Origin of the sequence: Okeania sp. SIO2F4 (assembly GCF_010672385.1) — a bacterium.
Classification (GTDB): domain Bacteria; phylum Cyanobacteriota; class Cyanobacteriia; order Cyanobacteriales; family Microcoleaceae; genus Trichodesmium.
On record NZ_JAAHGT010000185.1, the window covers coordinates 1 to 12,642 of the forward strand.

The 12,642-nt window shown below is 35.1% G+C and carries 12 protein-coding genes and 2 pseudogenes; 3 read left to right on the forward strand and 11 right to left on the reverse strand.

All coding sequences use genetic code 11. The features are described from left to right. The first annotated feature begins 207 nt into the window (after window positions 1-207). Both F6K22_RS14060 and F6K22_RS14065 read left to right on the forward strand, forming a co-directional pair. A complete protein-coding gene (locus tag F6K22_RS14060) occupies window positions 208-423 on the forward strand; it encodes a transposase (protein WP_293098589.1) in 216 nt (71 codons plus the stop codon). Further along, a complete protein-coding gene (locus F6K22_RS14065) occupies window positions 416-1,165 on the forward strand; it encodes an IS66 family transposase (protein ID WP_293098591.1) in 750 nt (249 codons plus the stop codon). Before F6K22_RS14060 ends, F6K22_RS14065 begins: the two co-directional genes overlap by 8 nt. A gap of 256 nt (window positions 1,166-1,421) precedes the next feature. On the opposite strand, the gene psaM is transcribed toward F6K22_RS14065, so the two are convergent. The 3 genes from psaM to ndk all read right to left on the reverse strand — a co-directional run bounded on the left by psaM (window position 1,422) and on the right by ndk (window position 2,724). Then, window positions 1,422-1,517: a photosystem I reaction center subunit XII gene (gene psaM, locus F6K22_RS14070; protein ID WP_071525264.1), complete on the reverse strand. Its 96-nt coding sequence runs from the start codon at window positions 1,515-1,517 to the stop codon at window positions 1,422-1,424. A gap of 229 nt (window positions 1,518-1,746) precedes the next feature. Continuing rightward, window positions 1,747-1,893, reverse strand: coding sequence for a hypothetical protein (locus tag F6K22_RS14075; RefSeq protein ID WP_293098594.1), 147 nt, complete (start codon window positions 1,891-1,893; stop codon window positions 1,747-1,749). A gap of 381 nt (window positions 1,894-2,274) precedes the next feature. Further along, a complete protein-coding gene (gene ndk, locus F6K22_RS14080) occupies window positions 2,275-2,724 on the reverse strand; it encodes a nucleoside-diphosphate kinase (protein WP_293098596.1) in 450 nt (149 codons plus the stop codon). 815 nt (window positions 2,725-3,539) lie between these two features. Here ndk and speA point away from each other — a divergent pair. Further along, on the forward strand, window positions 3,540-5,624 hold the full coding sequence (gene speA / locus F6K22_RS14085) for a biosynthetic arginine decarboxylase (protein WP_293098598.1): 2,085 nt from the start codon (window positions 3,540-3,542) through the stop codon (window positions 5,622-5,624). Between the two features lie 326 nt (window positions 5,625-5,950). Here speA and F6K22_RS14090 read toward each other — a convergent pair whose 3' ends face one another. The 8 genes and pseudogenes from F6K22_RS14090 to F6K22_RS42055 form a co-directional block, all read right to left on the reverse strand. Then, on the reverse strand, window positions 5,951-6,241 hold the full coding sequence (locus F6K22_RS14090) for a hypothetical protein (protein ID WP_293098601.1): 291 nt from the start codon (window positions 6,239-6,241) through the stop codon (window positions 5,951-5,953). Between the two features lie 7 nt (window positions 6,242-6,248). After that, window positions 6,249-6,509 carry a hypothetical protein gene (locus tag F6K22_RS14095; protein ID WP_293098603.1) on the reverse strand — a complete coding sequence of 87 codons (261 nt, stop codon included), beginning with the start codon at window positions 6,507-6,509 and terminating at the stop codon, window positions 6,249-6,251. Window positions 6,510-7,287: 778 nt separating this feature from the next. Continuing rightward, on the reverse strand, window positions 7,288-8,454 hold the full coding sequence (locus F6K22_RS14100; RefSeq protein ID WP_293098606.1) for a nucleotidyltransferase family protein: 1,167 nt from the start codon (window positions 8,452-8,454) through the stop codon (window positions 7,288-7,290). A gap of 876 nt (window positions 8,455-9,330) precedes the next feature. Next, window positions 9,331-10,185: a segregation/condensation protein A gene (locus F6K22_RS14105; protein ID WP_293098608.1), complete on the reverse strand. Its 855-nt coding sequence runs from the start codon at window positions 10,183-10,185 to the stop codon at window positions 9,331-9,333. A gap of 205 nt (window positions 10,186-10,390) precedes the next feature. After that, window positions 10,391-10,765 (reverse strand): LapA family protein, encoded by a 375-nt coding sequence (locus F6K22_RS14110; RefSeq protein WP_293098610.1) that lies wholly within the window; start codon window positions 10,763-10,765, stop codon window positions 10,391-10,393. A gap of 419 nt (window positions 10,766-11,184) precedes the next feature. Then, the gene (locus F6K22_RS14115) at window positions 11,185-12,078 is read right to left on the reverse strand and encodes a DUF3153 domain-containing protein (RefSeq protein WP_293098612.1); all 894 of its coding nucleotides are present in this window, start codon (window positions 12,076-12,078) and stop codon (window positions 11,185-11,187) included. A gap of 70 nt (window positions 12,079-12,148) precedes the next feature. Beyond that, window positions 12,149-12,334 (reverse strand): annotated as a pseudogene (locus tag F6K22_RS42050) (metallopeptidase TldD-related protein); the annotation flags it as partial. Further along, window positions 12,306-12,509 (reverse strand): annotated as a pseudogene (locus tag F6K22_RS42055) (metallopeptidase TldD-related protein); the annotation flags it as partial. The pseudogenes F6K22_RS42055 and F6K22_RS42050, both read right to left, overlap by 29 nt. Window positions 12,510-12,642: the final 133 nt, after the last annotated feature.

Sequence of the window (12,642 nt, forward strand, 5' to 3'; positions counted from 1 at the left end):
TCCAAGTAGTGGAACCCGTGCATATGTCGAGTATGTGGAGGAAATCACTGGCAAACAAGGGGAACAACTACCAGAAATTACCAAGTAGCCCGACTGGTAGAACGTCCAATTGAAATCTTTGAATACCAACAAGTGGGTCGATTTTGTTGCCAATGCGGAGAGCAAGTATCAGGGGAGTTACCCGAAGAGATCATTCCCGGACAGGACTTGTCGACAAATCTACAAGGAATGCTGGTATGGTTGGGACACTACGGCCATTTGTCCTATGAAAAACAGCAAGAATGGTTGGCAGAGTTTGGGAAAATAGAGGTAAGTTTAGGAACCTTGGAAGCCATCACTCGTAGAGTAGCCGAGGCTGTAACCCCACAAGTACAAGAGTTAAAAGAGTGGGTAAAAACAATGGCCTCAGATTCATGTGGATGAATCCCCGTGGTTGGTAAGAGGAGTTAAAGAATGGATATGGGTAATATCATCCGAGAAATATAGTTTATTTCATGCCGGAGATACTCGTTCACGAGCCGAACTGGAGTATCTACTTGGTCAAAGTTTTTCGGGAGTGCTGAGTTATGACGATTTTAGTATCTACAATGGCTATCCAGTAGTAGCCCAGCAGAAATGTCTGGCTCATCTACGACAAAATTTTCACCAAGTAACTCGTCTGAAGCAACCCCATCAGAAAGCTTTGGGAGAAACATTTTTTTCCTTGATTGATGAAGCCTTTACTCAACATCGTCAATGGCGTGAGACTCATGAAGCATCTGCTTATGCTTCTTGGGCCGAATTTTTCAAGGTGAGGGTTAAACAGGCAATTTCGACTTGGAGTGCCAAAGCAGATCATGTGGCGGGGCTGTTGTTGAAGTCCTTGAGGGACAAATCTCATCAATGGCGGTATTTCCTTGATCATCCCCAAGTACCTCCCGATAATAATCGGGCAGAAAGGTCATTGCGTTTGGCACTCACCAAGCGTAAAGTGGCTGGTGGTTCTCGCTCTTGGTCTGGATTTCGTCGTTTGGCAACATTGTTGAGTGTGATACAGTCTTGTCGCGCTCAAGGTCGCTCTGTTCTTGATTTATTCAGGCGTTGGCGGAGCAAGTGCGGCAGCTATATCGCTTTCCTTGGCAGTTCGTACGCGTTCTCACGAATTATCTCTCATTCCTATCTCTGAGTAATTAGGATGATTTTGTCAACCCCTGCACCTGAATCCTTGGAGTTAGTATTTGGTCTTATTTTTTAATTACCTAAATTTTCACATACAGATATATTTTTTGAATCAGTATTCCATAAAAAAAACTGCCCCAACAGTTTTTACCTGAGTAAATTTTCAATAATACTTGACTTTGCCAACAAGCCAAAATTTTATTGTGTTAAGGAGTAACTGTTAGGACAGATTTAGATGTTAGGTTTTAATAATTGACAGTATTTTACTTGTACAGCTCAGTTGAAAGTCGGAATGCTAAGATTCCTGGGATTAGAGCAATTACTAAAGCAACCAATACTTGGGTATCAGATAAAGGCATAGTTCAAAACTCCTTATGTTTGTAGTTAATTTTCCATATTCTAACCATAAGTTGCAAATTTACATACTATAACTGTTACAACTTGAAACAAACATTAATTTTTTTCCTTCTTCCATACTATCCTGCTCTGGTATTTATACCAGAGCAGGGAAAGGGATACTTAGGACATTTTTTTTTCCCTATTATGTGTTAACCGTTTCGTTTTACCTTTTACTATTGTCCTAACTAACTATTTCTTTGCTATATTTCTCAATATTAATGGTGTATTTGCTTGCCATTTCCCCATCAGTCTATCTTCATGATCTCCCCATCTACCTCTGACAAGGATATGTAGCAAAAATGCGTGATAATTGGTATTAGCTGTGGAGTTTGCCACTGATCGCCCTTGTCTTAGGAGCAACCTAGGGCTTGCTAATTAACTCTAAAATCCTTGATATGCAAATCCTTTAGCCTTTTTCATACGAAAAAAGTGCCAGCTTTTCTCTCCCTATTGCTCAAAATTTGAGCATTTTGAGCAAACAAGGGCGGAAAAATCGAGCGACAATTCTTCCTCCTGCATCCTCTGTAATTCTCCTGACTGCTGAGGACCACTATACTTATTTAGAAAATTTTCCTAACAAATACTTCCCCTATATGGGAAAGAAAAATTTAAAATTAACTATATAAATTGAAGTATAGTTTATAGTCTTAAAAGAGTTAGCTCCCTAATTTAGAGAGCTAACTAATAGGTATTTCAGACAAGAAAAATTTTCTCTATTTATTCAACAATCCAGGTGGTTAAAGTAGGCTGCCATGATACTAACTCTTCCTCTTTAAACCAAAGACTAATTTCGTTCTGAGCAGTCTCAATCGCATCAGAACCATGTATTAGATTACGGCCAACACTAATTCCATAATCACCACGAATTGTACCAGGTTCAGCACTCAAAGGATTAGTTGCCCCAATAATTTTTCTCGCAGATGCCACAACCCCTTCACCTTCCCAAACCATTGCTACTACAGGGCCAGATGTAATAAATTGTATTAAGCCTGGAAAAAATGGTCTTTCTTTGTGAACCTCATAGTGTTTTTCAGCTAGTTCCTTACTTACACTCATAATTTTTAGACCCACTAGGGTAAAACCTTTTGTTTCAAAGCGACTGATAATCTGGCCTACAAGTCCTCTTTGGACACCATCGGGCTTAATCGCTATAAAGGTGCGTTCCAAACTAATACTCCTCAAAAATTTACTCAATAGTAATACTTTACAATACAGAGCAAATTCTACTTCAACTATAGCGCTATAGTTTTTGAGCTAGAACTTTTACGGATACTGATTAAGTCAAAATTATCTGACAGTTTAGTATATTAAAAAGTTAGCTTAATTATAATACTCTACGATACAGAGCAAATTCTACTTCAACTATAGCGCTATAGTTTTTGAGCTGGAACTTTTACAGATATTGATTAAGTCAAAATTATCTGACAGTTTTTTATATTAATAAAGTTGGCTCAATCGTAATACTATACAATATATAGCAATCCTAAATAGGTTGTAACAATTCAAAAACTAGAAATAAACTCCGAAAGCTTCAACCATTAATCATTCCCTTCACACCTATTTCTAAAACGTGGCAAGATTTTTGACATGAATAAAATAGGATTGCTGTGTGGTAACTTCTACTTCAACTATAGCGCTATAGTTTTTGAGCTGGAACTTTTACGGATACTGATTAAGTCAAAATTATCTGGCAGTTTAGTATATTAAAAAGTTAGTTCAATCGTAATATTCTACAATCAAGAGTAAATTCTACTTCAACTATAGCGCTATAGTTTTTGAGCTGGAACTTTTACGGATACTGATTAAGTCAAAATTATCTGGCAGTTTAGTATATTAAAAAGTTAGTTCAATCGTAATACTTGATAACACAAAGCAAACCATAGTTAAAAGTATAGCGCTATAGTTTTTTTGTATAGCACTTACACTCATACTAATTAAGTTAAAATTATCTCAAATTTAGTCTATCGGAATTAAAACATAAAATGGATTTACAGTCAACTATAAATCAAAACTCTTCAGAGACTCCAAATCATAGATCATTAACTAATACCTCTCAAACACATAAAACAGATGAAACAGAAATTAATCATATCAAGTCTGAACAAAAAAAATCATGGACAATAGAAGATAGTGAGAAACTATATAGAATACTTGGCTGGGGTAACCCTTATTTCTCGATTAATTCTGCTGGTCACGTTACAGTTTCCCCTAAAGGTGATTTAGGAGGTTCTTTAGACCTATATGAACTTGTTGAATCTATTAAACAAAGAAATATAGGACTCCCATTAATTATTAGATTTTCCGATATTCTTGAAGATAGAATTGAACGGTTAAATGCTTGTTTTTCTAAAGCGATTGCTCGTTATAAGTATAAGAATATATATAGAGGTGTATTCCCTGTAAAGTGTAATCAAAATAGTCAGTTAGTAAAGGAAGTAGTTAAATTTGGCAAACCTCATAAATTTGGTTTAGAAGCAGGTTCAAAACCTGAATTATTAATTGCTATAGCTACTTTGAATACGACTGATGCACTAATAATTTGTAATGGTTATAAAGACCGAGAATATATTGAGACAGCAATGCTAGCTCAAAGATTAGGAAAAACACCAATAATTGTAATTGAACAGGTAGAAGAAGTACAATTAGTGATAGAAGCTAGTCGAAAACTAAATATTAAACCTGTAGTAGGAGTTAGGGTAAAACTAAGCACTAAAGGTATCGGTCGTTGGGCAGGAACTACAGGCGATCGTGCAAAATTTGGTCTCAATATTCCGGAAATAATTCAAGTTGTTAATCAGTTAAAAAGTGCGGGTATTTTAGATTCTTTACAACTCTTACATTTTCATGTTGGTTCACAAATTTCTTCAATTAGTGTGATTAAAGATGCTATTAGAGAAGCAAGTCAAATTTATGTGGAATTAGCTCAACTAGGAGCAAATATGAAATACTTGGATGTAGGGGGTGGTTTAGCTATTGATTATGATGGTTCTAAAACAAATTTTTATGCTTCTAAAAACTATGATATGCAGAACTACGCTAATGATATTGTGGCAGAAGTTAAAGAAGCTTGTGAAGAGAAAAATATATTACCACCAATATTAGTTAGTGAAAGTGGTAGAGCAGTTGCATCCCATCAATCAGTTCTAATTTTTGATGTATTAGGAGTTAGTCAAGTTCCGAAAGAAGAACCACCAGTTATTGGTAAAGATGAACATTTAATTTTGCAAAATCTCTATGAAACTTATCAATCTATCAGCAAAAATAATTATCAGGAAGCATATCACGATGCTATTCAATTCAAAGAAGAATCTATTAGTTTGTTTAATTTTGGATATCTGAGTATTACTGAACGAGCAAAAGTAGAGCAACTATATTGGGGATGTTTTCGGAAAATTCAAGAAATACTAAAAGACTCTGAATATGTGCCAGATGATTTAGAAGAACTAGAAAAAATAATGGCATCTATTTACTACATTAATCTTTCAGTCTTTCAATCTGCTCCTGATAGTTGGGCGATTAATCAATTATTTCCAATTATGCCTATTCATCAGTTAGATGAAGAACCTACAGAAAGAGCTATATTAGCCGACCTTACCTGCGATAGTGATGGAAAAATTGAGCAATTTATTGATTTGCGAGATGTCAAGTCATTATTAGAATTACATGCTCTGAAAGTTACTAATAAATCTTCCCAATATTCTCCTATTCAAAAATCAGAAAATTCTGCTACAGAAATTACTTCTGTATTTGAACCTTACTATCTAGCAATGTTTCTTGGAGGTGCTTACCAAGAAATAATGGGTAATCTCCATAACTTGTTTGGTGATGTTAATGTTGTGCATATTAAATTAACCCCTTCAGGATACAAAATTGAACATGTTGTTAAAGGCGACACAATGACAGAAGTATTAAATTATGTTCAATATAATTCTGATGGTTTAGTTGAAAGTATTCGTTGTCAAACTGAGCAAGCTTTACAAGAAGAAAAAATTACTCTTAAAGAGTCGCGAATGCTGCTACAAAATTATGAGAGTAGTCTCAGTAGTTACACTTATTTAAGTAATTAGGGTTTGCTGAAAAAGTCTAGTAGTGGACTGTTTCACCTAAAACTCTGCATTGGATTTGCCATTGTGGCAATAACCACTTATCTTGGCGAATTTCCTATTGCACCATTTTGGCTGTGTCGGTCTACTGGTTTTTAGTGTATTTTAGCTGAAAATTGGGTACAATTTATGATTAAAAATGCCTTAAATCATTACTGTGTAAGTTTTTTAGATTTATTCAGCAAACCCTAGTTATGGGTTGGTAGGGTAGATAAACTTTTCCAGGCCATGGATTGTAAGTTTCGGCCTTGCAGCCTAGACTTTTTAATCCAACGAGCTAGTGTGCTACTTCAGTTTTTACTTCCCTTAACCTTGCGTATTATATCCAACCTCCTGCTCATCCAGGCTTCTTCCTCTTCCTTGATCGCTTCTCCCGGTGTCATTTGTGAGCTTAATGTGATTTCTGCTATAACCTCTCCATATTGTCCTTTATTATAGTAGCGATCCCATCTCTCTCTAATTATGTATTCATTATCCACATACTTATCTTTGATTTCGATGTTCTGGTACGTTGTGTATCCTTCTGGGTAATATATTGTGTTATAGATAACATTTCCATAGGTTGTTAGACTACTTCCCATGGTTTCATCATCTATCTATTCCAGCTTCTATGGTAACTTCTGGTAAATTGAACGTTCCTTCAGCTTCTGGTACTGCACCTGGTATTTCGATCATATATTGAAAATAAACAGGAGAACCCAATACCAATTCGCATTTATGCACATTATCCATCGGATATGCATACGGGAATATCGCCGAACTACTATACACCTTTGCACTATAAGTACCTGTGTTAGGTAAATATCCCCTTAAAGTTAAACTGTTCCATTTACAGTTAAACTGTTCCATAACATAATACTTCTTCCCTTTTTTTCACAAAAACTTATTCTTAACTTTTTGAACTTTGGACAAATTTGAATCCTCTGTCTTTAATTTTAATCTAGAATATAGATTATGGTTTGGTCGTCTAGCAAGCGTTTAAGGTTGATTGAGGACGCTTATCTTTTCGTTCCATACCTTAAGTATAGGACTATACGGTTTAGTTAAGGATTTTTTTTGCAGTTTTGTAGCTTGAAAAGCCTATATAATGGTTCTATATCATAGGAGTTTTCGTCTTAACTGAACCGTATTGAAGTATAAGCATTACTATACAAAAATATTAATCCCTAGAGCAATAAATGAGAGTAGTCAAAAAAATATCAATGGCAATCGTAATTTCATTTTCTCAAGCACCTCAGACTCAGAGTGTGGCGAGAAATTTTCTGAGTATTTCCATATCGCAATAGTAATTTTATTTTCTCAAGCACCTCTAATCTCTAATTCTAACTACAAGGATGAGGTCTGTAGGCGTTTGGTCTCTAAACCCTTGGAATTATTAATCCCGCAAATCCAAATGAGGGGAAAAAACCCCGCTGTTTTATTAACGGGGTTTCCAACTAATCCGCATTAACCCCTGTGGTGGGATTCTTATTTATAACTTTTAGAAAAAAAGAAATAGGAAAAAGTTTCCAACTAATCTGCATAAGGGATAGCCTTTCAAGAGGGATGAAAAAAAATTTCAGTATTTCAAGTCTCTGGCAACAGCTAGGAGGTACTGATAACTGATAACTGATAACTGATAACTGAATCACCCCCCATTTTGCTGCAAAATATCCTTAATTGTTTCATGTTCTGCAGGAGGAGCAGAAGGGAAAGGATGACGAGTATCAGTAATTAACCAATCAAGGGCAGCAGCTTGAACATCAATAGATGCTCCAGTCTTATCTACACAATAACGGCCAAACACCAACTTATCCACAAGGCGAACCCCTGGACCCAAACGAGAATACTCAAAAATAACACTACTATCAACAGTCGCACCACTACAAATCCAGCAATTCGGACCAATCATAGTAGGTCCAACTATTTTGGCTCCATCTTCAATCCTGGTCATACCACCAATATAAACAGGTCCCTCAATATCCACCTTATCCCAGTTAACTGCGACATTCAAGCCAGTATAAATTCCTGGAGATACCTCTTTACCAGGAATAGAAACATTTTTAACTTGCCCCTGAAGTACATCTCTAATTGCTCGCCAGTAATCCGGCACCTTACCAATATCTACCCATTCAAAATCCATTGGCACGCCATAAAAAGGCGCACCTATCTCCACCAACTTGGGAAACAACTGACTACCAATATCAAATTCAACACCAGACGGAATATGATCGAGCACTTCTGGCTCAAAAATATAAATACCAGTATTAATATTGGTACTCAGAGCTTCGTCAACTTTTGGCTTCTCTTGGAAAGATTTAATTCGTCCTGTTTCATCTGTCACTACAACACCATAACTAGAAACCTCTTCCCGAGGAATAGATTTCATAATTACAGTAGCCATCGATCCTTTTTCTTTGTGCCATTTGAGTGCTGCAGTCAAATCCAAATCTATCAAAGCATCACCACAAAGGACTATAAAAGTATCATCAAAGTAAGGATAAAAGTCTTGAATTCGCCTCATACCACCAGCAGAACCCAGTGCCTCCCCAATCAAGTTTCCATCCTCAATTCGTCCTTCAAAAGAATAAGCAATATCTACCCCAAACTTTTGACCATCGCGAAAATAGTCCTCTATTTCCTTTGCTAAATGGCTAACGTTGACCATGATTTGCTCAACACCATGTAGACGAAGCAACTCTACCAAAAATTCCATTACTGGTTTTTGCAGAATAGGAATCATTGGTTTAGGAATGCGATAAGTAATTGGACGAACACGAGTTCCCTTACCTGCGGCCAGAATCATGGCTTTCATTTTGGTTTCCTCCACCTTAAAAATGCCAAAAATACTAAAATACTTATTATCTATGTTCTCAACTCACAATACCAACTCCGTTAAAACCTCAGTTAAACAGAGAGATAATTTTTCACTTTCCCTATTTAAAGGTATATCGATCAATTTTTATATAACAAAATTTTGATGTTATGGGTAAATATCTGTACTGCTAGACAAATATTTCCAGTTTATATCTAGAGATACGGCAGAATAAAATTTTTCTGAGATATTTTTTAATTCTTAATTCAATGGTTTTAATTTTAATTAATTAGAAAGTTCTAGAGGGGTTGCTGAATAAATGTATGATTTCAAAGGAGTCAGGAGTCAGGATTCAGTAGGTATACAGGAGTTTTTTCTGACTAAATTAGGAATAAATAGGTACAATTTGCACTCTTGTTTTAGCTGAAAATTTACCACTAGTTGAATTGTCATACCTTATATCAATTCAGTTTAAAGATGTCACAAATAATTGCAAATTTTAAATGTGAAATAATTTCAGGAAATTCTTGTGGTATCGAAGTTTCAAGTCTATAAAATCTTACTTTTAACTTTTTACTTTTTACTTTTTACTTCCGTGAAACGGTATTACTTAAGCAACGCCGTTCTAGAAAGAAATAATTCAGGGTTTTGAGCCAAAAATAAATAAATCAGTGGCATGACTCAATGCATTGATATTAAAAAACCAAAATATTTTTACTGGATGAAAAACTTTTGAGGTTTTGTAAATTTCCCTAGTGATAACTGAAGTTCTACCAAGCAAGAGTGTAAATTAATTTTCGCCACTATTTACCAAAGTATTATAGAAATTGCAAATGTAGACTATTATAGTATGCTATTTTTTGAGGGATTAAATTTCTACTCTGAAACCTTTTGTTCCTGAGAACTTGATGAAAGAGCACGGATTTTGATTTCTTGGTAAAATTGTTCTTGGGATAACTCAACTTTAGACTGAGCAGAAAGCAGGAGTAATGCCCAAAATGCACCTACTCGATCGGAATTTACTGGGACATTAGTATGTTGATGTTGATTTTGGTTTTCTTTTTCAGCTTTAGACTGTAATGCTGAAGACCATAATTCTAAAAGATGCTCAAATTCTAAGCAACCTTCACTGGTATCTGGTAATTTTTCTAGAAGAAACTGTTCTAGGTCAGTAGCTGTTTCTACTAAATTTTCCTGGTGAGCTAATTCTGCAATAACTTTCGCCGCTTGCGCTCTTGCTTTGGAGCTGGTTTTGCGAATACGAGGCCGTGTTTTTCTATCTTCTATAGCAGTTCCAATCAGTTGTAACTGCTCAATTAATTCTTGAAGGGTGACTCGACGTTTACGCGGGGAGGGAGCTACAGCACGACGACGTAATTGTTGCTCTAGTTTTAGTGGTATTCTTGGTGTTTCAAAATTTTCTGCTTCTGGTATTTGTACTATTTCACATATCTCTGAATTATTTTCAGATGATTCTGAATTAGCCAGATGATCTGCTTTTAACCATACTAATATAGATGCGTACAAAAATGCTTGACCTGACTGAGATAAATTGGCAAAATCGTCACTTGCAGAAATATTTGATTCAGGAGTAAGTTTACTTAAGTAGCGATCGATTACTTCAATTACTTGGACATCCCAAGGATTAATTTCTCCTTTTTCTGCGAGGTTTGTTAATAGGGCTATTCCTTCTGAAAGGGTTTCTGAAACTTGGGGAACTCCAATTGTCATAGCCGTAGTTTTTTTCTCTACTTTAGTGTACTTTTAAATATCAATAATTATCAGACTATCCTGGAAATTAGTTAGTCTGGAATCCCACACTTTCTGATAAGTGTGGGATTATTGAGAGTGAAAAATTTAAGGATAGTAAAGGTTAGTATGATTCAAATACAAGTACCCAATGAAATAAAAAGTCATAACTGAACTAATTCTACTTTTATTTAGAAGCTTCTACTTCAGTAGATTTTTCTAGCTCGGACAAAGTTTCTGATGCTGGCAAACTAGCTCTTTGTTTTAGTTCCTCTTCATAGCGTTCTACATCTTCTTGTAATTCTTGAATGCGTTTATTTCTGCTACGAATTTCTCGCATTTGTCCGAAACTTCCTATGGTATTTTGCACTCTTGACCATAAGTTGAATAGCCATGCTAGAACTGCTCCTAATCCTGTGGCAATTACAAGCTCTACAGATAATGGAGCTTCTAACTCAATACCTTCAATAAGTTTGATAGTTGTTAGTTGGGTATTTTGTAAGCTGAATATAACTAACGCTAAACAAACTAAGAAAATCAGCAAAAAGTTTATCGGTTTCATTGTTTTTGTTTCAACTTATGCTTGAATGGTCAATATTTAGTTTATACATGAAAGCTATAAATTGGCAATATATTTTGTATTGTAAATCATATCTTGATTAAGCAACTATCTGAGTGACTATACTCATTCAAATTTTACTTAAAAACACAACAATAAGCCAATATAATTTCTTGGGGGAATCAAACAGATAACGGGAGAAGGAAACACATGTTCTGAAAATAGAAAAAAGAAGTTAAGCTATCAGCTAATTCCTCACTGCTAATTGGCTAATTTATAGTACGGTTTAAGTTTAGGAGTCGTGTAAGAATAACCATTACAGTTTTTTTGATGGAAGCTAGATTTCACAATCTATTTCAGATAAAATTTGTAGAACTTATTTTTACACGATCCCTTACAGCAGCTTAATATCCACATTAATGTCAGTTAATTGAGTTTTTACTTATTCCTAAAGCAGGTAATATTTGATATTTTAAAGCTATACCTAGATAAACAAATAAACTGATTAAAATTGCACCTATTCCTATGGGGCTAGGAATCCAAAATACTACATCTAATGAATTTAATTCTCCTGGCTTGAGTTTCCAGATAATTTCCTGGTCACTTTGATAGTATATTGTATTATTTTCACTTGATTCGATGTCACTAAAACCCCAAGGTGTAATTAACTGAAACTCCACATCTAATAACTCACCTGGATTAACTGCAACTTTGCTATTAGATGTAGATAATCGCAAATCTAAATTCATACTCAATTTATTCCGTAATGCCACAAAAAAATTATTCTGTTTCACATCAATATGAGATGCTAATTTTGGTAAATCTGCTACTATTTCTGGGGAATAATCTTGAGATTCTACTGAATCTATAGGTTGAAAAAAACTATTGAATTTTTCTTCCAACTCAGCACCATTATTAAAAGGAATTGTAACTACAACTTCTTGCCTAGATATTCTTTTAGTTTTTCCTTCTAACTCATAAGTTCTATTTTCTACACTTTTTAACCAATCAGAAACTATCTCACGACTAAAATTGCGTAACTTCTTTGCTAGTTTAATATGTTGTACAATCTCACCATGGGTTTGACTCTGAAAATTTATTCCCACTTCATATTGAACACATCCACTCAGTAGTAAAACTGCTAAAAAACTAATAAAAATAACTTTGAGAACTTTCATATCTAAGCCTACCTTGCTGCTACACCTAATTTTTGAAATAAGCATAGATGGTAAATAGTAACCACCACTAGCTAAATCGGGAAAATTGCCAATATATACTAAATTTTCAAATGCTGCAAAAATATTACCAGTCATCATTGTATCTTTAAACTATCTCTTTTATTTGACTATTTTCTACCTTATAACCTCAAGCTAAATTAACATAAAATTATCCGGCTAGTAGATTTAATTGACCCGCTACTAATACCTGAGCTACTATTAAACCTTCTTTTATATTACTAATCAATTTACTGTCAGAAGTTTGCCCAGGACTGATACTCAAATTTACTAAACAAGGAGCAGGTTGAGATAGTCCATCTATAAAACTATTGCCAGTGGACTTGCATCCGGCAAGAGCAGCACATTTTTTTTCCCAATATAAAGTTTTTGACTGTGTCTGCTTCTATAAAGGTTTTGAGCATAGTTGGCATACCTTCATCATCAAAGGGACAATCATAAGGCTCAAGATTCGGGTTTTCAAAGAGGGTAAAAGGGTGGTCGAAAATAATTTGTCCTATTTTATTACTAAGAGAAGAGGCTTTGTGACTACTCCCACATCAAATCAGAGATTATGATGTGGGCTTCCCAAACTCACGAATGAGACTTGCTGATCCTCGATATCAATCATCGATTTACCACAGCCATTGAGCGGTAGTCCAACCG